23 protein-coding genes and 2 pseudogenes are annotated in these 22,700 nt (G+C 39.1%); 1 reads left to right on the forward strand and 24 read right to left on the reverse strand.

Annotated features, from left to right (window positions below; all coding sequences use genetic code 11):
* Window positions 1-312: 312 nt before the first annotated feature.
* The 19 genes and pseudogenes from IYQ23_RS04745 to IYQ23_RS04830 all read right to left on the reverse strand — a co-directional run bounded on the left by IYQ23_RS04745 (window position 313) and on the right by IYQ23_RS04830 (window position 15,469).
* A complete protein-coding gene (locus tag IYQ23_RS04745) occupies window positions 313-1,005 on the reverse strand; it encodes a methionine ABC transporter permease (protein ID WP_174720780.1) in 693 nt (230 codons plus the stop codon).
* Window positions 1,006-2,067: a methionine ABC transporter ATP-binding protein gene (locus IYQ23_RS04750; RefSeq protein WP_195674251.1), complete on the reverse strand. Its 1,062-nt coding sequence runs from the start codon at window positions 2,065-2,067 to the stop codon at window positions 1,006-1,008.
* Window positions 2,060-3,433 carry a M20/M25/M40 family metallo-hydrolase gene (locus IYQ23_RS04755; RefSeq protein ID WP_195674252.1) on the reverse strand — a complete coding sequence of 458 codons (1,374 nt, stop codon included), beginning with the start codon at window positions 3,431-3,433 and terminating at the stop codon, window positions 2,060-2,062. Before IYQ23_RS04755 ends, IYQ23_RS04750 begins: the two co-directional genes overlap by 8 nt.
* Window positions 3,434-3,519: 86 nt before the next feature.
* Window positions 3,520-4,371: a MetQ/NlpA family ABC transporter substrate-binding protein gene (locus tag IYQ23_RS04760; protein WP_003026085.1), complete on the reverse strand. Its 852-nt coding sequence runs from the start codon at window positions 4,369-4,371 to the stop codon at window positions 3,520-3,522.
* 156 nt (window positions 4,372-4,527) lie between these two features.
* Window positions 4,528-5,352, reverse strand: a complete 825-nt coding sequence (locus tag IYQ23_RS04765) for an amino acid ABC transporter substrate-binding protein (RefSeq protein ID WP_003026087.1) — start codon at window positions 5,350-5,352, stop codon at window positions 4,528-4,530.
* Window positions 5,353-5,596: 244 nt separating this feature from the next.
* Window positions 5,597-5,707 (reverse strand): hypothetical protein, encoded by a 111-nt coding sequence (locus IYQ23_RS09720; protein WP_368404839.1) that lies wholly within the window; start codon window positions 5,705-5,707, stop codon window positions 5,597-5,599.
* A gap of 26 nt (window positions 5,708-5,733) precedes the next feature.
* Window positions 5,734-6,191 (reverse strand): annotated as a pseudogene (locus tag IYQ23_RS09695) (SulP family inorganic anion transporter); the annotation flags it as partial.
* A gap of 151 nt (window positions 6,192-6,342) precedes the next feature.
* Window positions 6,343-6,744, reverse strand: coding sequence for a helix-turn-helix domain-containing protein (locus IYQ23_RS04775; protein WP_195674253.1), 402 nt, complete (start codon window positions 6,742-6,744; stop codon window positions 6,343-6,345).
* Between the two features lie 512 nt (window positions 6,745-7,256).
* Complete coding sequence (locus IYQ23_RS04780) at window positions 7,257-7,973, reverse strand: YebC/PmpR family DNA-binding transcriptional regulator (protein ID WP_003039425.1); 717 nt, start codon at window positions 7,971-7,973, stop codon at window positions 7,257-7,259.
* Between the two features lie 115 nt (window positions 7,974-8,088).
* Entirely contained in the window at window positions 8,089-9,180 is a 1,092-nt protein-coding gene (locus IYQ23_RS04785; RefSeq protein WP_195674254.1) for a nucleotidyltransferase, read from the reverse strand.
* Between the two features lie 20 nt (window positions 9,181-9,200).
* The gene (locus tag IYQ23_RS04790; protein ID WP_195674255.1) at window positions 9,201-10,400 is read right to left on the reverse strand and encodes an ATP-binding protein; all 1,200 of its coding nucleotides are present in this window, start codon (window positions 10,398-10,400) and stop codon (window positions 9,201-9,203) included.
* A 26-nt stretch (window positions 10,401-10,426) separates the two neighbouring features.
* On the reverse strand, window positions 10,427-11,161 hold the full coding sequence (locus IYQ23_RS04795) for a class I SAM-dependent DNA methyltransferase (RefSeq protein WP_195674349.1): 735 nt from the start codon (window positions 11,159-11,161) through the stop codon (window positions 10,427-10,429).
* Between the two features lie 87 nt (window positions 11,162-11,248).
* Window positions 11,249-11,614: a ribosome silencing factor gene (gene rsfS, locus IYQ23_RS04800; RefSeq protein WP_195674256.1), complete on the reverse strand. Its 366-nt coding sequence runs from the start codon at window positions 11,612-11,614 to the stop codon at window positions 11,249-11,251.
* Entirely contained in the window at window positions 11,615-12,127 is a 513-nt protein-coding gene (locus IYQ23_RS04805) for a cysteine hydrolase family protein (protein ID WP_195674257.1), read from the reverse strand.
* Window positions 12,124-12,720, reverse strand: coding sequence for a bis(5'-nucleosyl)-tetraphosphatase (symmetrical) YqeK (gene yqeK, locus IYQ23_RS04810; protein WP_195674258.1), 597 nt, complete (start codon window positions 12,718-12,720; stop codon window positions 12,124-12,126). The genes IYQ23_RS04805 and yqeK overlap by 4 nt, the downstream gene beginning before the upstream one ends.
* Complete coding sequence (locus IYQ23_RS04815; protein WP_195674259.1) at window positions 12,710-13,351, reverse strand: nicotinate-nucleotide adenylyltransferase; 642 nt, start codon at window positions 13,349-13,351, stop codon at window positions 12,710-12,712. The genes yqeK and IYQ23_RS04815 overlap by 11 nt, the downstream gene beginning before the upstream one ends.
* 12 nt (window positions 13,352-13,363) lie before the next feature.
* Entirely contained in the window at window positions 13,364-13,675 is a 312-nt protein-coding gene (gene yhbY / locus IYQ23_RS04820; protein WP_003031018.1) for a ribosome assembly RNA-binding protein YhbY, read from the reverse strand.
* Window positions 13,676-13,832: 157 nt separating this feature from the next.
* A complete protein-coding gene (yqeH, locus tag IYQ23_RS04825; RefSeq protein ID WP_195674260.1) occupies window positions 13,833-14,939 on the reverse strand; it encodes a ribosome biogenesis GTPase YqeH in 1,107 nt (368 codons plus the stop codon).
* A 2-nt stretch (window positions 14,940-14,941) separates the two neighbouring features.
* Entirely contained in the window at window positions 14,942-15,469 is a 528-nt protein-coding gene (locus IYQ23_RS04830; protein ID WP_003031000.1) for a YqeG family HAD IIIA-type phosphatase, read from the reverse strand.
* A gap of 149 nt (window positions 15,470-15,618) precedes the next feature.
* Here IYQ23_RS04830 and IYQ23_RS04835 point away from each other — a divergent pair, with 149 nt between their 5' ends.
* Entirely contained in the window at window positions 15,619-16,245 is a 627-nt protein-coding gene (locus IYQ23_RS04835) for a TVP38/TMEM64 family protein (protein WP_049507370.1), read from the forward strand.
* Between the two features lie 31 nt (window positions 16,246-16,276).
* Here the strand turns inward: IYQ23_RS04835 and IYQ23_RS04840 are convergent.
* The 5 genes and pseudogenes from IYQ23_RS04840 to aspS all read right to left on the reverse strand — a co-directional run bounded on the left by IYQ23_RS04840 (window position 16,277) and on the right by aspS (window position 22,279).
* Window positions 16,277-17,188 (reverse strand): annotated as a pseudogene (locus tag IYQ23_RS04840) (DMT family transporter).
* A gap of 73 nt (window positions 17,189-17,261) precedes the next feature.
* Window positions 17,262-18,695 carry an Asp-tRNA(Asn)/Glu-tRNA(Gln) amidotransferase subunit GatB gene (gatB, locus tag IYQ23_RS04845; protein ID WP_195674261.1) on the reverse strand — a complete coding sequence of 478 codons (1,434 nt, stop codon included), beginning with the start codon at window positions 18,693-18,695 and terminating at the stop codon, window positions 17,262-17,264.
* Window positions 18,695-20,161 (reverse strand): Asp-tRNA(Asn)/Glu-tRNA(Gln) amidotransferase subunit GatA, encoded by a 1,467-nt coding sequence (gene gatA / locus IYQ23_RS04850; protein WP_195674262.1) that lies wholly within the window; start codon window positions 20,159-20,161, stop codon window positions 18,695-18,697. Before gatA ends, gatB begins: the two co-directional genes overlap by 1 nt.
* Window positions 20,161-20,463 carry an Asp-tRNA(Asn)/Glu-tRNA(Gln) amidotransferase subunit GatC gene (gene gatC, locus IYQ23_RS04855; RefSeq protein WP_003028817.1) on the reverse strand — a complete coding sequence of 101 codons (303 nt, stop codon included), beginning with the start codon at window positions 20,461-20,463 and terminating at the stop codon, window positions 20,161-20,163. The genes gatA and gatC overlap by 1 nt, the downstream gene beginning before the upstream one ends.
* A gap of 76 nt (window positions 20,464-20,539) precedes the next feature.
* Window positions 20,540-22,279 (reverse strand): aspartate--tRNA ligase, encoded by a 1,740-nt coding sequence (gene aspS / locus IYQ23_RS04860; protein WP_195674263.1) that lies wholly within the window; start codon window positions 22,277-22,279, stop codon window positions 20,540-20,542.
* Window positions 22,280-22,700 lie beyond the last annotated feature (421 nt).

Here is a 22,700-nt window from a genome sequence, read left to right on the forward strand (position 1 = left end):
GCCTGCACATTGGTTCGTCTTGTTCAGTTTTCAAAGGTCTTTGTCGCCCCTCAAGCGACAACTATCTTAGTATATCATCTCCTTCTCTTCTTGTCAATACCTTTTTTCATCTTTTTTTACTTTTCTTAAACTTTTTCTTTCAATTTTTCCTTCCTCCTCTTTCTTATCTCCTGTAAACTGCTAAATACTTGTACTGGTCATACGAAAGAGAAAATATGTATAAAATAAAAATTCTATGACCTATTATCATAGAACTTTTATATTATTTTTCTATATATTTATTGTTTATCTCTAACAATCATCTCAGCTATCCTATTTATGGCTTAATTTTCTAGTCAAAAAATCACCAGCAAACTGAATGGCAAAGATAAGTACAATGATAATAACTGTTGCTAAAATCGTTACATCGTTATTATAGCGATTGAAGCCATAAGCAATCGCAACATTCCCGATTCCTCCAGCACCGACTGCACCAGCCATTGCAGTCTCACCAACAAGAGAAATAAGAGTGACTGTTGTCACACGAATCAAATCTGGCAAACCTTCTCGCAGATAAACACCGACAAGATCACCAAAAGTTGCTCCACTAGCTTGGGCGGCCTCGATAACACCGCCGTCTAACTCAGCGAGTACAACTTGAACTTGGCGAGCAAAGAAAGCAAATACTGCAAAAGAAAGAGGTACGATAGCTGCATTTGGTCCAATGCTAGTTCCTACAATTAAGTGTGAAAAAGGTGAAAGAACAGCTAACAAAATAATAAATGGGATAGCACGGAAGATAGATGTGATTTTGTCTAAAATCCAAAAAGCTATTTTATTTTCCAAGACACCTCCTGGAGCAGTCAAAACAAGAAAAAGCCCTGCAATTAAGCCTAACAATCCGCCGATAATAAAAGAAATGACTGTCATATACAATGTCAAGTGAATAGCTGTTCCCCAGCCAGCTTGACCGCTCCAACCCATTCGATAAACATTCGGCAAGTATGTTTGAATAAAATTTTCCATCTATGCTTCTCCCTTCAATACTGTCAATTGAACACCAGCTTCACGAATGGCTGTTTTAGCAGCTGCTAGATTTTCCTTTTCACCAGATAAAACAACGACCAGTTCTCCAACAGGCGTTCCACCTAAAATTTCAATGTTCCCATAAAGTATATTGGCAGTAACTTGATGATGTTTGTAAATTTCATTCAGCAAAGGTTCATCTGTAGAGGTTCCTGCGTACTTCATTTGCGCCAAGAGACTATTTTTCGCCAAATGTTTGACAATTTCTTGTTGCTCAATCTTGCCCATAGCTTCATCAATTCCTGTTGCAGTCGAGATGAAGTCTTTGGTTAAGTCTTGCTGAGGATTAGAGAAAATATCCAAGACAGAACCTTCTTCAATCAATTGACCGTCCTGCATAACTGCGACACGGTTGGCAATGTCTTTAACAATTTGCATTTCATGGGTGATTAAAACAATTGTTAATCCTAGCTTTTGATTTAAATCTTGTAAAAGAGCTAAAATTTGTTTAGTTGTTTTTGGATCTAAGGCAGAGGTTGATTCATCAGAAATCAAGATTTTGGGGTCATTTGCCAAGGCACGCGCGATTGCAACCCGCTGTTTTTGCCCTCCAGAAAGCTGAGAAGGATAATTTTCAGCACGATCGGCTAAGCCTACCAACTCCAACAGAGTACGTACTTTTTCTCTCTTTTCTTCTTTTGACAAACCAGAATGTTTCAGCGCAAAAGCGACATTTTCTTCTGCCGTCAGTTGACTCATCAGATTAAAATGTTGAAAAATCATGCCGATGTCTTGACGTTTGCGACGCAACTGTTCTGCTGTCAAAGTTACTTTATTGTCAAAAAGAACATCATCATCTACAATAATTTTCCCACTCGTTGGAACTTGCAGTAGGTTAATGACACGCACCAAGGTTGATTTCCCAGCTCCAGAATAGCCAACAATTCCATAAATATCTCCTTCTTGAATATGAAGTGTCACATCTTTAACTGCTTGAATCTGACGTTTCTTTTGTTGAAAAGTTACGTCAATATGCTCTAATTGAATCATTTCTTTACTCATAACTTACAATCAGCTCCTCTACTAATTCAATATGGGTGTAATAATCTGAAATGCGTACATTCTCATCACCACCATGGTCACGACTATTTGCATTACCAAGTCCAAAAGCAACCATCGGCACTTCAAGAGCTTCAAATACTGTATGCATCGGTCCTGTACCTGCTGTAGTTGGTAAGACAGAAACTCCTTTTTGATAGAATTTCTTAGCCAGTTTAATGACATTTAAAATCGGCGACGCACTCATATCACTACGATAGCTCATTTCTCCCAAAGTATAAACTAATTCTACCTTATCGAAACCATTTTTGTCGAGTTGTTTGCGAATCAGTTCTAATACTCCATGTGGTTCCAGTCCTGGCACTAAGCGAACTTCTGCTTTTGCTGAAGCCTCTGACGGAAGAATCGTCTTCACTCCTTGACCTTGGTAACCAGAAGTAATTCCTTCAATATTCAAAGATGGTTCAAAGAAAATTCGATTTAAAAAAGCTTTTTTCTCCTCTTGTAATAAAGGTAATTCCAAACCATAAATAGCTTGTACTTCTTCTGGACTGCGTTGAGCGTATTTTTCTACTAAAGCTAACTCTCGTTGATTAGGTGCGATTACTTGATCATAAAGTTCTTCTACCTGAATACGTCCATCCTTACCTCTCAAGCTAGCAAGGGCGTTCAACAAGTACCAAGAAGCTGAATCAATCACACCACCAAAGCTAGAATGAATATCCACTTCCGCACTTTGGACCTTCATATCAAAGGTCACAATTCCTTTGTTTCCGCCAGAAATTTCAAGTTGACCTAAAGAATTTTTAATTCCTTGCTCCCAAACCAACAGGTCTGCTCCATGTAGAAGAGATTTGTGTTTCTCTAGATATTTCTCTAAATCAACCGAAGCAGACTCTTCTGCTCCTTCCATCATAAAAATGACATTGACAGGCAAACTCTTATGCTTTTGTAAATACTTTTGAACAGCCGTCAAACGTGCGATAATATGCCCTTTATCATCATCGACTCCACGACCATACATACTACCATCCCGAATAGATAGAGTGAACGGATCATCTGTCCAAATTTGATCACTATCTGCCGGAACTGTATCATAATGGTTGTAAAAAATAATTGTCTTAGCTGTTGGATTCTGACTTTTAAATGTTGCTATCACAAATGGCGCTGTATAGCTTTCATCTAATTCCACCTCTGCACCAGCTTTTGTAAAAATTTCTTTCAGATAAGCAGCAACTTCTTGTAAACCGACTTGTTGAGCGAAGATTGATTTTTTAGCAATCAACGCCCGTAAAACGGCAATATAGTCTTGTGCCACCATATCCTCTTCAAATCTTTTAATTTGTTCTTCTTCACTTGAAAATGTCATCTTTTCTCCTCATAGAAATGGCGACAAAACTCAGTTGGAATTACCAACTGAGTTTTTAGACTGAACTACAGCTAATAGAATCAAGATTACCAAACTGGTTGGTCTAAGCCATCTGATGTTTCTTCAACCACTTTTTTCACTTCATCTGTATGGTAAGCTTTGATGATTTTTTTAATGGCATCGGCTTTTGAAGATTTTTCCCAATCTTTTTTGGCTGCAATGATATTAAACCATTGTTTTGAATTTTTATCTTTTGGTTCAATGAACAAAGCGTTTTTATAGTCCAATTTTGCTTCTGTTACAAATGTATTGTTTACAACGGCTGCATCTACTGAAGTCAATGAGCGAGCTGTTTGACTAGCATCCAATTCTGTAATTTTCAATTTTTTCGGATTTTCTTTGATATTTGCCACAGTTGCCAATTCATTTCCAGACTTGTCTAATTTAATCAATCCTGCAGATTGTAATAAATTAAGCGCCCGACTTTCATTTGTCGCATCATTTGGAACTGCAATTTCTGCACCATTTGGAATTTGGTCTACTTTTGTATATTTATTTTTTCCATTTTTGGTACCAGAGTAGAGACGAATGGGTGAGATATAAGTTTCAGCAGCTGCGACTAAGTCTTGCTTGTTTTCCTTGTTCCAATTGTTCAAGAAATAGTAATGTTGGAAAGCATTGATATCCACTGCACCATCAGCAACTGCTTTATTTGGTTGCGAGTAGTCCGTAAATTCTGTAAATTCCAATTTAATATTGTCTTTTTTCAACAATTCTTGGATCTTGTCCCAGCGTTTTTCTTCTGAGTCGCTCTTTGTCATCACACCAATCTTAACCGTTTTGGCGTTATCACTTTTATTTCCTGAACCACAAGCTGCTAAGCCAATCACTGCTGCAGCTGCTAGAACCGTTATTCCAAACCATTTTTTCAATTTCATTTTCTGTCTCCTTTAAAAATCTTATGAAAATAGTATCGCACATATTTAGCTGATTGACAAATTGTTATTTCATAACAAAAGGTATAGCTATAAACTATAACTGTTTTGTGTAAGAAAACCAGCTGAAACTTTGAAACTAGCTGGCTTTACATTCTCTTATTTCACATCTGCTTCCGCTGGCAAGTAACTACCGCCAAAGAATTTTTGGGATAATTTTTCCAGAGTTCCGTCTTTATACAACTCTTGAATGCGCTTATTAACAAATGTTTTCAACTCATCTTGTCCTTTTGCTAAAAGCGGATAAACATAAGGTTGTTGATTGCTTGGTAAATCAATCACTTTTAGGTGGTCCAGTTTTTGATTTTTAATAACTGTTTCAACACCGATTTTATCAAAAATCTTATAATCAAACTTTCCATCGTTTAAATGGTTCATAATTTGTTGAAAATCCGCTTTTGTATAGCTAATTTTCGTTGGATTGTTAGCATGTGCTTGATTGTATTTTTCTAATTGTGCGGCAGTCGTTGTCCCTTGCACTACTTCTGTTGTCTTACCACCAATATCATCCAATGATTGAATAGTTTTATCAGATTTTTTCACTACTAAGACATTTGGATTTTTAGCAGTCGGAGCTGCATACAAATACTTACCTGCACGTTCTTTTGTATAGCTGATATTGTTCACTGCCATTTGGTAGCGATCACTATCCAGACCTGCGAAAATACCTGACCACTCTGTTGTTTCAAATTTTACCTTGTATTTGTCAGAATCTTTGAAGATCGCACGAACTACTTCGATTTCATAACCTGTTAGTTTACCATTTTCTTCATAGTTAAATGGTTTTGGTGAAGCATTCGTTGCGACTTTAATTTCTGTTTTTCCAGATGAAGTCGTTGATTTTGAATTGGAGCACGCTGCTAAAGCTCCTATTGTCAAAAAACCAAGGGCTGCTAAAGAAGAATATTTCAACACTTTTTTCATATTCCTATAATAACCTCTTTCATTAAGATAAGTCTTATCATATCAAATATTTTCCTTCTTGACTATTATTTGATTTTTATCAAAGTGATAGATTTTCTTTATCAAGTAGAGCTAAACGAAATCCGATTTTTACCAAACATTGATACATTTGACGAATAGTGGAAAACTCAATTACTTTTCTAAACTAGCTGCGCGCGTTAAAGCGACATCAATATTAGCACAAAAGTTGTCTGCACCAACTCTATCAATAAAGCTTGCTTTTTCCATGATATGGTAAGGTTGTTCGTTGACATTTGCCAAGGATCTCTTCAAGAGCATCCAACCCCGAAATATCCATTGCAGACACACTGCGCATACGAAGAATTAAGACATTTTTACCTTGTTCAGACAAAATAAGTCCTTGATTTGTCCAACGATGATTCCAACGGCAATTCCAAGGGTAAATCCAACAGTGATGGTCTTTGAAATAAATTTAATCAGATCATCAAAATGCAACAAACCTATGCCAATGAGCATAAGGCCAGCTAAGAAAGTAGCCACTGTCAGACCAGCCAGACCGTATTGCGCAATAATTCCATAAATGATAACAACCAAAGCGACTGTTGGCTCACCAATCTGAACACGACTCCCACCTAAAAAAGGAAATGAAAAAACCAACTACAACAGCTGTATAAAGATCTTGCTCTGGATTGACCCTCGAAGCAATCGCTAAAGCAATTGACAATGGTAAGGCAATAATTGCCACGATAATCTAGCTACAAGGTCTTTGACAAATTGTGCACCCGAATAATTCTTTACCATACTAAAAACTTAGGATTGATATGCTTAAAAGCGTCCATTTCCCCTTCCTCTTTTTCCCTGTTCCCAGACGCTTGCGAGAATCTTATTACCATTATAATATAACCCCATGTAAAATCTCTAGATGACCTGAATATGAAAACTTACCAGAAAAGGCGATAGTTATTTCACCAACGCCTTTAACAATTATTCTCATTCGTTTCTATCCTTTAGTGAAGAGATAGAAAGGCTGGCTAAACCAAGTCCAAGCATTGTCAGTGCAGCCTTAGTGTCCACTTTTCCTAAAGCAGATAAAACCACTACAACAATCCCCATGGCTACTCCAAGTCCTCTCAACACGGTGTCAACAATATCAGATTTTCTATTTTTCTTGTTTTCTTTCATCACTGTCTGTCCTTGCATCAGCTCATCTACCGATGTATCAAACAGGTCTGCTAATTTAGGAATGGTATTAATATCTGGATAGGATAAATCTCTTTCCCATTTTGAAACAGCCTTATCAGTGACCCTTATCTTTTCAGCCAGTTCTAATTGTGTCATCCCTTTTGCTTTCCTTAATGATGAAATCATCATACCTAGTGTTTGTTTTTTCATCAGATTTTTCCTCCCTCCATTTGCTAATTATATTGTAGCGCCTTTTCTTACAAACTCAATCGACCAATAGTTTACTTCTCTCAACTTATAGTTTATCACTGGTTTGTCTGCTTTTTACGCTCCTTATTTGAATTTTTAGAATAAACTAAGCTACAACAAGCAGTCTTGGAAACCAACCTCACTCTTCAACTACATATTATTAGCTAGCCACCTTTTCTACCAAACTCCATGTCTACTCTATCAAAGTAAAGAAGATACTAGCTCAACATACATACGGTCTTATAACTAAATTTCTTAAAAAACACTGAGAGATTAGTAAGTAACAAAAAAAGAGACTGGGACAAAATTATCTCAGTCTCAATCTGTATTAGTAAAAAACTCTTGACGCAGTAGCTGTCGGACTCTTCATTTGCTTTTTAAGCTCAGAAGAGTATCTAAGCAACCCTGCAGTGGTAGGACAGAAGTAAAAATTAAAAATATTTACTTCTGTCCCACCACCTCTTTCTTCACTATTAAAATCCTTCTACATTTGTATAAATCTTTTGTACGTCTTCATCGTCTTCTAAAACAGCATACAATTTTTCAAATGTTTCTAAATCTTCGCCTGATAACACCACATCAGATTGTGGAATCATTTCCAATTCGGTAACTTGGAATTCTTCTACACCAGATTCACGGAGAGCCGTCAAAGCCTTGTGCAGGTCTGTTGGTGCTGTATAAACTGTAATGCTTCCATCTTCTGCTTCTACATCATCTACGTCTACATCTGCTTCTAACAGTTGTTCAAAGACACTGTCTGCATCGTCTCCTGCAAACACAATCACACCTTTATTATCAAACATATAAGAAACTGAGCCACTTGCTCCCATATTTCCACCGTTTTTACCAAAGGCAGAGCGAACATTTGCTGCAGTACGGTTGACATTTGAAGTAAGTGTATCAACGATGAGCATAGAACCATTTGGCCCAAACCCTTCATAACGCCCCTCTGTAAAGGTTTCGTCTGTGTTTCCTTTTGCCTTATCCAGTGCTTTGTCAATGACATGCTTTGGCACTTGCGCTTGTTTCGCACGTTCAATAACAAATTTCAAAGCTGAGTTCGATTCTGGATCTGGCTCTCCTTTTTTAGCTGCTACATAGATTTCAACACCAAATTTAGCATAAACCTTTGAGTTTGCACCATCTTTGGCAGTCTTTTTTGCCACAATATTGGCCCATTTACGTCCCATTGGATATTCTCCTTTAGATTTTCACTTTTTCAATCTTTCTTATTATATCACAAGTCAGGTTGAATTTCACTAGCAAATTATTGACAATGTCTAGCTCTATAAAATAATTTTTGCATCAACCTACTATTATCGGAATTCTTCCAAAATTCTGCTCTTCTAGCTGGGCATTCCCTAGTCTATAAATACAATCAGCTCGCTGGGTTAAGGAATCCCATGGTTCTTGACCGATGCGACTAATGAATTCTGTTTTTCCTTTCATCTTTTTAAGATGTTCTTGTCCTGCTTTTGTAAAGCCCAAGATATGAATCCCGCTAGGTAGTTGCTCATCTCTTACACTGACCAAAATATAAGTCAGAATACGTCTGATGCGTGCTTTCGTATATCGCTTAGTTGCGACTTGTTCAACCAACTCCTCTACGCTATAACTGGTTTTCACTGCTTCCTGCAAGCGCACCGCAAGTTCTTGATTAACCTGATAAAAACTCGTCAAATCGGGATGACTGATGATCTGGTAACGCAGCAAAGGATAGAGTGCTGACCAGGTCACTTTGGGAGACTGAATCAGCAGTTCATGAGTCGGGGTAAATTTCTCCAAAAAATCTGGACAATTAAGACGCTCTCTAAGAGCCGTAGCAGAGGCGTATTTTAAATTTTCTTCTTGCGAATGATAGCCAGCTCCTTGACGCTTGATTGGAAGAATCTCAATAGCCTTTCCAGCACAAGCTTTGGCATAAGAAAGTCCTAAAATGTGATTGGGTGTATTGCCTGTGAATTTTACACCAGCAAACTTTTCCCACATTCTCTGCGTTTTCTGTGGATAAGACAAATCATCTGGCAAACTTTGTACGTAGTTCACCATTTTCTGTTGATTGTCTCCATAAATCTGTGAAAAGTGTTGATAATCTAAGACCTCTTCCGTGCCAAAGGCTAACTTATCCACACCAAGGCGCTCTAAAATATCTACTGCACCCTGTGCGAAGTAGTCAGCTGACTGAACAGCCACCAAAAATGGCAATTCAACCACCAAATCCGCACCATTTCTCAGAGCCATTCGGGTCCGAGTCCACTTATCCATAATCGCAGGCTCACCACGTTGGACAAAATTTCCCGACATAGCAACAATCTTGACCCCCTCAGCCTGCGACAGCAAATACTTATGCCCATTATGAAAAGGATTAAATTCAGCAATAATACCAGTAACAGTCATGGAGTGCTCCTAAATTTATACTAATAATCTATTCTTCTATATTCACTTAACATTTTTTGAAGTATACATATGTCCTCACATTCCTGCTTAAATGCACCATCAGTATAGCCATTTCCTAATTTTGGAACTGTAGGAACAATACTTTGAATTTCACTAGAGTAATGTTTTCTGCATTCTTTCCAATTTCTTTTAACAAATCGCTTAAAATTTAATCTTTCTTCTTTTGAGTTAAATACCAAAATGCTTTCAAAAAAATTATTTCTAGAGATTCTTGCATCATCAGTATATTCTTTACAATACAAGAATTCATTAAGCTTAAAAATTAATGAATCTTTTTCCATATATTTAAACATAACATCCCATCCCCTAATGGCATTGAAAGCTATACCATCGGTTTCTGGACATGGAGTATCATATCTTCCACCATCTAAAGATAAACCTACAAAATCTGCTAGTAAAGTTTGATGATAATATAATTGTATTTTTAAATAACTAGGAGTAGAATCTGATTGAAAAAAGTGATAATATTCATAACCATGTCGACTTTCATCAAAATCATAAATTAGTCTATATTCTGGGAAAATTTTATAATACACTTCCATAGTATTATCTGAAATATTCATCCAATTTTTTGAATCTTTTAAATAAATTTCAAATTTTTCATTTGGCGTTTGAACAAGACCAAATCTTTTTTTCCATAAATATTCAACCTTATCTATATCTGCAGACTTATCTTTTGGAGTATTACTGTCTTGGATTCTTGTATAAATGTGATTAGCTTTTAAACTTTGGAATTTTTCTTTCAGATAGAATGGTGTTTGTCTACTATTATGAATTATTATCACATCTAAAATAAACGATTTTATTAAAACTTGTTTTACAGTTACAATTGGTCGAATATCTCCTGCAAATTTTTTATCCTTCAAAAAATCAACAATTTTTTGAGTATTCCTCCGGTTTCGATCTGCAGCTACATCATATAAAGAAAAATTTTCATCATCTACACCAATAATAATATAAGCGTCATGATTAGCTAAATTATTTGCCATACATATAATATCATGTAAAAGATCAACAACTTTACTAGAATCATACCATTGACGCTTAAAATCCCAATATTCTCCCTCTTGATGAAGTTCAATCAGATTAATAATTTCAGATTCCAAATCACTATTTATATTACCTTTTTGAAAACAGCTCATTTTTGCACCACTTCCCATTAAAAATCAAACACACTTAAGTTCCCCTACTTCTCACACACAAAAAACCAACGTTTGCTTTCCTTTTTCGGTGCTTGGTCTTCAAAATCTGCATAGACCTTAACAGTTTTAAATCCAGCTTGTTCTAGTAAAATATCATAGGTTAGAATTTCATAAGTGCGTTCTTCGTGGACTTCGTCGTAACGTGTGAAGCGCCCGTCTTCGTCTTGCAAGAAGAAGGTCAATTCATGCACGACTGAATGGGGTGCTTCATCGGCGTATGTATCCCAGACCATGGCAAATTCATCAGCGTTTTCATGGTAAGAATAACCAGGAAAGACGGTATCTGTCTGGTAAGTTGAGTGCACATCAAAAATGAAAACGCCGCCTTCGTTCAAACAGTTGTAAACTTGCTGAAAGACATCACCGACTTCAACTTCATCGGCCATGTAGCAAATTGAATCAGAGTAACAAGTCACCAAGTCGTATTTCCCAGCTTGCGATAAATCAAGCATGTTGCCCTGTTTGAATTCAATGGCTTCACCTGCTTCTTTGGCACGTTTACGAGCGATTTCAAGCATCTCGTCACTCAAATCAAGTCCTGCCACATCAAAGCCAGCTTTGGCAAAACGTACGGATTGAATTCCTGTTCCACAAGCTAATTCTAAGAGCTTTTTCTTATTTTTTGGAAAATGGCGGAGCGAAAAATCGGTCCATTTATCATAAAGACTATCATCCATAATAGCATCATAGACTGATGCGAAGGTTTCATAAGTTGTCATCTTATCTAGAAGTACCAAAAAGGTACTCTTCCTTTCTTCTCATTGAAAGAGGTTGGGACAATGTCCTCAACCCTCATCGTTTTTTATCTACAAGGCTTGTTTCTCAAGCAATGGTGTCACATCCACACCAACGGCTTCATGCCAGAGTTTTTCAAGGTTGTAGTGATTCCGCATTTCCTCAGAAAAGATATGCACGACCACCTCGCCTAGATCCAAAAGCACCCAGCCTCCAGCAGAGTCTCCTTCTACATGGCTAGCTGATTGCCCTGCTTCTGTGACTTTCTCACGAATATTATCAGCAATAGCCTCTAGTTGACGGCTGTTCATAGAGCTGGCAATGACAAAATAGTCTGTCATCGTCGTCAATTCTTGCAAATCTAGCACAGTAATGTCTTCTGCTCGTTTTTCATCAGCTGCCTTGACAACCAATTCTAGTAATTCTTTTTTATCCATTTAATCCTCTTTTAAAATTTCTTCTAAGTCCGCCACTTGGGCAAAACGTCCATCCCAAGTGTTTTCATAGTGCTGCATTAATTGTTCTGCTGTAATTTCTCTTTCAGCAAAGGTGGTCGTGCCATTTTTAACAACTGCCAAATTATAGCCAAATTCAAACGCCACCTTAACAGTCGTATCAATGCAATAATTCGTTGCCATGCCAATGATAATCAGCCGCTCAATAGCTTGGCTATCCAGATAAGTCTGTAAATGAGTTTCTTTAAAAGCACTATTATAATGCTTATCAAAGATTTTCTCGTCAGCTTCTGGAGCAATAGCTCCGTAAATTTCCCAGCCATGGCTTCCTGTCAGTAATTCGTCGTCATTGTGGCGGACGTAAATCACCTCAATGTTTTTCTCACGACAAGTGGCGATTGCTTTTTGCCAGACAGACAAGCAGTTATCAACAGCATACGGTTTAGCCTCTATCAAGGCTGTTTGAATATCAATCACTAACAGAGCTGTTTTCATTTATCATCTTTCATAAAGCCAACATACGCATTATAAGTCTCAATAGTTTGTGGGAAGATAGGCAAGCCCTTGTGTGCCAAGTGTTCCACTGTATGTGCCGTTTCATAAGCCACAGCTTGATTGAGCGAAACGTGAGCAATTTCACGCGCCCGCTCCACTCCTGGAAAGTTCCGATTAGGCTCAATATAGTCTGCTACGTAGACCACCTTATCTAAATCGGACATTTGGGCAGAACCTACGGTATGAATCTCAATAGCTCGTAAAATTTCTGGATCTGTCAACCCTAAATCTTCCTGAATTTTATAAATGCCGACCATGCCATGCCAGACATTATTTCCCCAATCTTTCAACGCTGGATTCAGAGCATACTTATCAATCAGCGCCAGAAATTCTTCGTCAGAGAGCTTTTTCGCATAATCATGGAGCAGACCTGCCAAACCAGCTTTTTCTACATCTACTCCGAAGCGCTCTGCCAAGTTAATCGCTGCTTGTTCCACTCCCAGACAATGTTTAAAACGTTTCTCTGGTAAAAGCTGCTGCATTTTGACTAAAAGTTGCTCACGAGAAATTCCCACGTAACTTTCATATCCCATTATTGTAAAGACCTTCTTTCTCGATATAGTTTAAAACTAGCTTAGGTAAGAGAAAATTTGGTGTTCGTCCTTGAGCCAGAAAGTCCCGAACCATGCTAGAAGAAATATCCATCAACGGCACATCTACCCAAATAACAGGATAGGACGTTCCTGCTTTATACCTAGGGCGTTGAACACCAACAAATTGAACCAAATCAACCAATTCGTCAATCCGATGCCATTTGGGAAGGTAGTCGACCATGTCCGCTCCGATAATGAAATAATAATCTGTATCTGGATGCTTTTCTGTCAAGAGCTTCATCGTATCATAGGTGTAACTAATGCCTTTTCTCTCAAGTTCAATGGTTTCAATTCCCAGACCTTCAATGCCTTCAATTGCCAACTCCAGCATTTTCAGTCGGTGCTTCTCATCAATCGTTGATTTTTTATCAACATGTGGTGGCTCATACTCAGGCATCAGCAAGACCTGATCTAAACATAATTGCTGACGAACTTGATCAGCTACGACCAAATGAGCATTGTGAACTGGATTGAAATTTCCACCTAAAATCCCAACTTGCTTTCTTTTTTTTGCTTTTACTTCTGGTTCCAACTTCACCTTGGTGAAAGGAGTCAGTAATTCAATTGCCATAGGCTGCTTCCTCTAAATTTCTTTTACCTTTACTGAAATTTTGCGGTTTTCTTTTTTGCTAGACTGCTTGTACAGAATTAAAGTGCGACCAATTTTTTGAACAGTATTCACACCGATTTCCTCTTCGAGAATTTCTGCTACTTCATGGATGTTCTCATCTGTATTTTGCAGAAGAGTTACTTTAATCAATTCTCTAGCATCTAAAGCTTGACGGACACTCGTTTTAATCTGGTCGTTGAGACCGTTTTTGCCAATCTGAATGATTGGTTTGAGACTGTGAGCTTGGCTATTTAAAAAAGCCCGTTGTTTTGATGTTAATGACATGATAAGATACAAAGAGCGTCAAAACCTACAGAAAACTAGGAAATTCAGCGAAGAATCAATGATTCTAAGAGAATTTAGCTATTTTCCGAGTTTTTAGCTCGTGTTCAATTCCTTTCTAAAAATTGGTTTAACTGTGACGGTTTTCTACTAGAATTCCTTAGATAATGGCTTTGCGGATCACTACTGCTACTCCATCTGGTGCCCAGGCTGCAATCTTTGCTGGTCCTGTCACACGAATCCAGCCCAAGCCTGAAAAAACTACATCTGTTTTGGCTTCAATTTTCAACTCATGTTTGACTAACTGAGGAAAATCTGATACTTCTTTTTTAGAGGGCGGTGTTAGCAAAGAGCCAACATGCTTTTCATAAAATTCGCCCGCTCCCGCAAGCTTGGTGCGGTGCAATTTGAGTTCATTGTCAAAATAAGCCGTAAAGCCCTGCTTATCACCCGACACAAAATCAAAGCGTCCCAAGCCCCCTAAAAAGAGGGTTTGTTCAGGATTGAGTTGATATGTTTTGGGCTTGATTTCCTTTTTCGGACTGATATATTTGAGATTTTTAGCAGACAGATAATGAGCCATTTGGTGGCGGTGGATAATCCCTGGTGTGTCGTAGATATGACTGCCGTCAGCCAGCGGAATTTCAATCTTATCTAGTGTCGTCCCTGGAAATCGTGAAGTCGTAATAACTTCCTTATCCCCGGTAATTTCCTGAATAATGGCATTGATAAGTGTGGACTTACCAACATTGGTCACGCCGACCACATAAACGTCTCGACCTTTTCGATATTGCTCAATCTTTTCAATCAATTCTTTAATCGCTTGCTTGTTTTGAGCTGAAGTCAAAACTACATCAACAGGGCGCAGTCCTTCCTCGTGAGCCCGCTCCATCAGCCACTGTGTAACCTTGCTCGTCTTGACCGACTTGGGAAGAATATCTTTTTTGTTTCCGACCAACAGCACATCATTACCAGCCACAAAACGTGGCAAACCCGGAATCACTGAACCATTAAAATCAAAAATATCTACTACATTGACTACGAGAGCATTGCTGTCGCCGACTTCGTGGAGAAGTCTGAGAAAATCATCGTCTGTCAGTTGCACATCAGTAATTTCGTTGTAGTGGCGCAGACGAAAACAGCGCTGGCAATACAATTCGCCCGTTTCCAGTCCCTTTTCCAAAGCTGACTGAGGAGTATAGCCAAGCCTATCCTTATATTTTGTCTGAATCGGCGCTCCGCACCCAATACAAAGAATGTCTTCCATGTTTAAATTCCTTTTTTATACTCAATCGGTTCGTATTTTTCAGTGATTTTTTTCAACACACGACGCTCACGAGCTCGGTTAATCTGGGTCTTTAACGAATCATGCTCGACCAGTGGCTTGACCAAAATCGAACGAATTCCTGCTCTATGAGCAGCTCGAATATCAGTCATGAGCTGATCTCCCACCATGACCACTTCATTTTTCTCAAAATGAAATTCTTTCAGTGCCCGATCAATCCCCCAAGTGAATGGTTTCATAGACCAACAGACATAGTCAATTTCAAACTTTTCAACTGCTCGTTTTACTCGTTTTTTAGTGTTATTGGACACCACAATAATCCGAATCCCTGCATCGCGCACATCATGGAGCCACTGCTTCATTTCTGGTGTTCCATCGGGATTGTTCCATGCGATAAGAGTATTATCTAAATCCACCAAAACAGCCTTGATACCGTGTTTTTTTAAACTTTCAACTGTCAAATCGTAAACTGCCTCAATCGCAAAATCAGGCATGTAATTTTCAATCGCCACATTTCTCTCCAAACATTATACTTCTACCTATTTTAACATAAAAAAAGAGTTTTCGCACCCTAGATTTTTTCATCGATTTTATGTACAATTTGCCAAAAAATGTTTAAAAATGTTATAGTAAGAATAGAGAATTTAACACGGAGGAACTTATGGCAAATACGAGTAAGAAAATGACTGCCGTTTCCCCTTTTTTACAAAAATTTATCAACTGGTCTTCTATTATCGGAGCAGTTGGAACGGTGATTTTCTGTATCTGGGCCTATTATGCTGGCATTTTACAATCCAAAGAAACCCTGTCCGCCTTTATTAAACAGGCTGGATTTTGGGGACCGCCACTCTTTATTTTCCTGCAAATCCTACAAACAGTTGTTCCTATTATTCCTGGAGCTTTGACTTCGGTTGCTGGTGTCTTCATTTATGGTCATATCATTGGTACCATTTATAATTATGTCGGTATCGTCATCGGCTGTGCTATTATTTTTTATCTGGCGCGTACCTACGGTCCGGCTTTTGTCCAATCTGTCGTCAGCAAACGCACCTATGACAAATACATTGGCTGGCTGGATGAGGGCAATCGTTTTGAGCGTTTTTTCATCTTTATGATGATTTGGCCTATCAGCCCAGCAGACTTCCTCTGCATGCTAGCAGCCCTGACGAAGATGTCTTTTAAAAAATACATGATAATTATTGTATTATGCAAACCAATCACACTGGTCATTTATACTTACGGTTTGACGTATATTATTGATTTCTTTTGGCAATTATTTTCAAAATAAAAGGCAGAGTGAAATAAACAGCTCTGTCTTTTTATAAGATCCCTTTTCTTTTTTCCAATATCAAATCTTTTATAGAAATCAAGGCGACCGCTGATAAAATCATAAACATACCAGCAAAATCTACGAGATAAAATTGCTCGTGCATAGTGAGAAAGGCGAAAAATACAGCCGATATAGGCTCAACAGCCGCTAGAAGGCTAGATTTCACAGGCCCGACTAAACTGGTTCCTTTGAGAAACAGTGTATAGGCGAGGATTGTCCCCACTAAAATAATCCCCGCTAAAGCCAGATATACTTTCATTGACAACTGCCAATGAAAACGCAAAATACCGCTAAATGGCGTTAAGACAATGCCTGCTAGCATCATGCCCACTCCAATCACCGGAATACTACCCCATGTCTTTATCAGCTGAATCGGAATAAGAATATACAAAGCGTAAGTGAATGCGGCAAACAGCCCCCAGAACAGTCCTGCAGGTGTGACAGATAACTGATTGAGTTATCCATGGGTGGCAATCAAAAAGGTTCCACCAACCGCTAATATCATAGACAATACTTCTGTCACAGTAGGTGCAACACGGTCTTTGAGACAAGTGTAAGCAAGGATTCCCACCGGACAGACATATTGTAAAACGGTTGCCGTTCCTGCATTGCTTTCATAAATAGACTTTAAATAAGCAAATTGATTGAGCAACAATCCTAACAAAGCAAACAGTGCCAAAGACATTATTGCTTTTCGGTCTTTTATCATTTCAATCAATTTTCTACGATTAGCTAGCACCATATACAATACCAACAAAGCCCCTGCGATTATAAGTCGGACATTTGTTAAAACTAAAACCGGAAATCCATGCGCCATCAAGTATTGTCCGCTCGTCCCAGACAAGCCCCATGCAATTCCTGCGACTAAGGTTAAAATGGTGCCCTTTGCTATTTTTGACATATCTTACCCCTAAACTTTTCCATTTTATGATTATAGCACAAAAAATCAGCCAAAACGACTGATTTTTTAGATTTTACAACTTCGCTAATTCCTCATTAAGTAGCTTTTGAGCTACTTGTGGATTGGCTTGACCTTTGGTAGCTTTCATGAGCTGACCAATCAGGGACTTGGCTGCATTTTTGTTGCCACTCTTGTAATCGTTAAGAGCTTTTTCATTGTTAGCAAAAACCTCTTGAATGATTGGCAGAAGTTGTGCTGGATCAGAAATTTGCACCAAGCCAGCTTTTTCAACGTATTCCTTGGCTGACCCACCATTTTTCGCCAAATGAACAAAGACTTTTTTGGCAATTTTAGAGGAAATCGTACCGTCTGCCACCAAACTCAACATTTCAGTCAAATTGACTGGTGTCAAACCGATTTCTTCAATGGTCTCACCTTCCGCATTGAGGTACTGAGCGACCTCACCTTGGAGCCAGTTTGACACAGATTTTGCGTCTCCGCCCGCTGTCACCGCAGCTTCAAAGAAATCTGAGATGTTCTTCGTTGCTGTTAATTGCTTAGCATCATAGTCTGACAATCCAAAGTCTGCCTTGTACTTAGCCCGACGTTCTTTTGGAAAGGCTGGTAAATCTGAGCGCACTGCCTCAATCCAACTGTCATCAATCTCAAAAATTGGTAAGTCAGGCTCTGGGAAATAACGATAATCTGCCGAACCTTCTTTGACCCGCATCAAAAGAGTTTCACCTGTTGCTTCATCGTAACGACGCGTTTCCTGACGAATCTGACCACCGCTACGCAAAATCTCAGCCTGACGTTTTTCCTCAAAAGCCAAGCCCTTGCGAACAAAATTGAAGGAATTAAGATTTTTCAATTCTGTCTTGGTTCCAAACTTTTCTTGACCATAAGGACGGATAGAAATATTGGCATCCACGCGCATGGAGCCTTCTTCCATTTTGACGTCAGAAATACCCGTATACTGGATAATTTCTTTGAGCGCCGTTAAGTAAGCATAAGCCTCTTCTGGACTGCGCATATCAGCTTCTGAGACAATCTCAATCAAAGGCACTCCTTGACGATTGAGGTCAACATAAGAATAACCGTCGCTGCCATGGGTATTCTTGCCAGCATCCTCTTCCAAATGAGCCCGCTCAATGCGAATTTTCTTAGTCGTCCCGTCTTCTAGCTCGATTTCAATCCAGCCATTATAGCCAATGGGCTCATCAAATTGAGAAATTTGATAGGCTTTAGGATTATCTGGATAAAAATAATTCTTGCGGTCAAAGTGCATTTTTTGATGAATATCCATATTGAGCGCCAGAGCAGCTTTGATACCGTAATCAATAACTCCCTTGTTCATCACTGGCAGGACACCTGGGAAAGACCAGTCAATGATATTGGTGTTGGTATTTGGATCTTCTCCGAAATGAGCTGGTGCTGGTGAGAAAATTTTTGAATTTGTTTTTAATTCAACGTGGACTTCTAGTCCAATAATCGTTTCAAAGTTCATTATTTTTCACCTCCAAAAATGACTGGTTTTTGCTTGTGGTAGTCTGTCGTTGCTTCAAAAGCAGCTGCTACTTGGTAAATCGTCTCTTCATCAAAATGATTTCCAATCAATTGCAGCCCAACCGGCAGACCATCCGCAAAGCCTGCTGGAATGGAAATACCAGGAAGCCCTGCTAAATTGACCGGAATCGTCAAAAGGTCAGCCAAATACATAGCCACTGGATCGTGACTTTGAGTTCCTAAGTCGTAAGCAACCGTCGGTGCAGTTGGTCCCAAAATCAAGTCATACTTTTCAAATACTTTGGCAAAATCTTGCATAATGAGCGTCCGAACTTGACCCGCCTTTTTGAAATAAGCATCATAATAACCAGACGATAGACTAAACGTTCCGAGCATAATCCGACGCTTCACTTCCTCACCAAAACCTTGACTGCGAGATTTGACATAGACGTCCTCTAAGTTTTCAATCTCTTCTGCCCGATAGCCATAACGAATCCCGTCAAAACGTTGCAAGTTGGAACTGGCTTCAGAAGAAGCGATGATATAGTAAACCGCTACCCCATATTTGCTGTGGGGCAGGCTAACTTCTTCAACAATCGCCCCCAGACTTTCCAAATGCTTGGCAGCCGCTAAAATGCGTTCCTTGACCTTTTCATCAATCCCGCCACCCATATATTCTTTCGGAAGCGCAATTTTCAATCCTTTAATATCTTGACCAATCTTGCTAGTGAAATCAGGAACAGCTCGTTGAGAAGAAGTTGAGTCTTTTTTGTCATTGCCTGCAATTATGCCCAAAAGCTGAGCATTTTCTTTAACCGTCCGAGAAAAAGGTCCAATTTGATCCAACGAGCTCCCAAAAGCAATGAGTCCAAAACGAGAAACACGACCATAAGTTGGCTTCAGTCCGACCACTCCGTTAAAGGAAGCTGGCTGACGGATAGAGCCACCGGTATCAGAACCTAAAGACAAGCGAACCTGACCAGAAGCAACTGCTGTTGCTGAACCACCAGATGAACCACCGGGAACTTTTGTAGCGTCCCAAGCATTTTTCGTAGTCTTAAAATAAGAATTTTCACTGGAGCCACCCATGGCAAATTCGTCCATATTGGTCTTACCAATGACAATCATGTCTTTTTCATGAAGTTTTTCTACACTAGTTGCATCAAAAATTGGTTTATAATTGTAAAGAATTTTTGACGCAGCTGTCGTCAGAATCCCCTTAGTAGAAATATTGTCCTTAACAGCTAGTGGAATCCCGCTCATAAAATTATCCGCATCAATTCCCTTCGCGTCTACTGCCGCTGCTTGCGCCAAGGCTTCTTCTTCACTAATCGTAATAAAGCTATCAACTGCACTTTCTCGACTCTTAATACCTTCCAGAGTAGCTTTCGTCAGCTCAACTGCGGAAAGTTCCTTTTTGACAAGGAGATTATGCAATTCTTCAATTGTTTTTTGATTCAAAGTCATTAGGCGTCTCCTCCGTCATCTAGAATAGCAGGCACTTTGATATAGCCTCGCTCTTTTTCAGGTACATTTTGGAAAAGTTCTTCTCGATTCCAACCTGCAACTGCTACATCTTCACGCATATAGTTGACATTTTCTGCAACATTTGATGTAAAAGGCACACCAGTCGTATCAACCTCATTTAGTAGCTCCACCATGTCCACAATTTTTGACAAAGTTGTCGCAAATTCTGCTGTTTCTTCAGGTGAAAAAGCTAGTTTTGACAGGTTGGCAACATGCGTTACTTCCTCTTGAGTAATTTTCATCTCTGTTTCCTTTCTCTTCTTTTATTTTTCAGCATAACCGAAAAACAACCATCTTCTTATTTTATCACAAATAGGCTTAGTTCTTCAATTCCAAATGAAGTTCTTTCACTTGACTCGCATCTACTTGGCTGGGACTTTCTAGCATAGGATCAAAACCAGTTCCATTTTTAGGAAAGGCAATGACCTGACGGATATTTTCTTCACCAGCTAAAATCATAACCAATCGATCCAAGCCCAGTGCTAGACCACCATGCGGCGGAAAACCATAATCAAGCGCTTCTAAGAAAAAGCCAAAGTCACGCTCGTAATCTTCTTTTTCCATGCCCAAGAGTTCAAACATGGCTTCTTGACTCTTTCGATCATGAATCCGTAAACTACCGCCTCCAATTTCATAGCCATTAAGGACAATATCGTAGGCACGGCTTTTGATTGAAGCTAAATCTTCTTGCTCATTTTCAAAAATTCCTTGGGTGAACGGGTGGTGCATAGCTTGATAGCGCCCCTGCTCCTCATTCCACTCTAGCAAAGGCCAATCTAATACCCAAAGGAAATCCAGTCGACTCTGATTGATTAAATCTAATTGTTTGGCAATCTCCAATCGCAAGTGCCCTAGAGCTTCTTGGGCTTGTCTTTTCTTGGCGATGACCAGTAAAAGCAAATCACCGTCTTGCGCTTTAAATTGGTCTATGAAGGCAACTGCTTCTGCTTCAAAAATCGAAGCCAAATTCCCTTGAAGTTCACCTGCTTCCACCTTAAGACTAGCAAACCTACTAGCTCCAAATTCTTTCATTTCCTGATAGAAATGACTGAGCTGCTTCTTCGTGAAAGAATCCGTAGCATTTGGAACACAAATGCCCCATAATTCTTCGTGATGAGCAAAAGCCTGCTTCAGCAAAAGAGAGGGATTATCCTGACAGAGATTGGTCAGATTTTTTAATTCCAAACCAAATCGCGTATCCGGCTTATCTGTACCAAAGCGGTTCATGGCTTCTTCATAACTGATAGTCGGAAAAGCTTCTGTCAGCTCCAAACCATGAGTTTTCTTAACAACCGCTTTGAGCATCTCTTCTACAAGCATGCGAATGTCTTTTTCACTAGCAAAGCTCATTTCCATATCGACCTGAGTAAATTCAGGCTGACGGTCTCCTCGTAGATCCTCGTCTCGAAAACAACGAACAATTTGATAATAACGCTCCAAGCCAGCTCCCATTAAAAGTTGCTTCAACATTTGCGGACTTTGTGGCAAGGCATAAAATTGATTTTTAAAAACTCGACTAGGAACCAAAAAATCTCTGGCTCCTTCTGGTGTAGATTTCGTCAAATAAGGTGTCTCCACTTCCAGAAAATCCTTACCGTTTAAGTAGTCACGAATTGTGCTGGTTACTTGGTGACGAAGTTTGAGGTTCTCTGTCATCTTACTCCGACGCAAATCCAGATAGCGATATTTCTGTCTCAACTCTTCTCCTGTATGGGCGTGCTGATCGAGTTCAAAAGGAAGAGGCTTACTACTTGCAAGGATTTGAATTGCCTCTGCTCGCAGCTCCACCTGTCCAGACTTGATAGCTTTGTTGACAAAGCGGGCTTCTCGCTCGACAACTTCTCCTGTAACAGCAATCACATCTTCTTTATGTAGATGTTCAATTTCAGTAAAAGCCGGGCTATCACCTGCGACAAAAATTTGAAGCAGTCCTTCTCGGTCTCGTAGCTCTATAAAAGCCAATTTCCCATGATTTCGGATATTTGCAACCCACCCAGTCGCTATCATTTTCTGACCAACTTGTTCCAAACCGTAGTTTCCAATAAAAACTTCTTTCATATTCTCTACCTCTTTCTAAATTCATTTCAGTTAAATCGTCAACTTGCCGCAAATTACTTATAGAAATCTACGCCCGTAGCTCTAGATACTAAAAATAGGAAGCATTTTTTGTTTACAGCTTTTGTCCAACTAACAAAATTGCAACCGCTCCTCTAAGTACTAAGAATTATAAGGAACATTGACTTTACTACGTAAATCTATAATCATAGCTCTAAACGCTAAAACATTAAGAGCTATAGAAAAACGGCTTCCGCCTGTAAAACAGACGAAAGCCGTGGTACCACTGTTATTCGTTGCATTGCAACCTCTAGCTCGTAACGTGAGCAGACGTTTGCGCTTTGATTCACACAAATTTCTTGCAATGATATAATAGTTTTAGACAATATCATCCTTTACCATAAATAGCATAGAAAAAACCATT

Source organism: Streptococcus sp. HF-100 (assembly GCF_015594635.1).
Lineage (GTDB): Bacteria > Bacillota > Bacilli > Lactobacillales > Streptococcaceae > Streptococcus > Streptococcus vaginalis.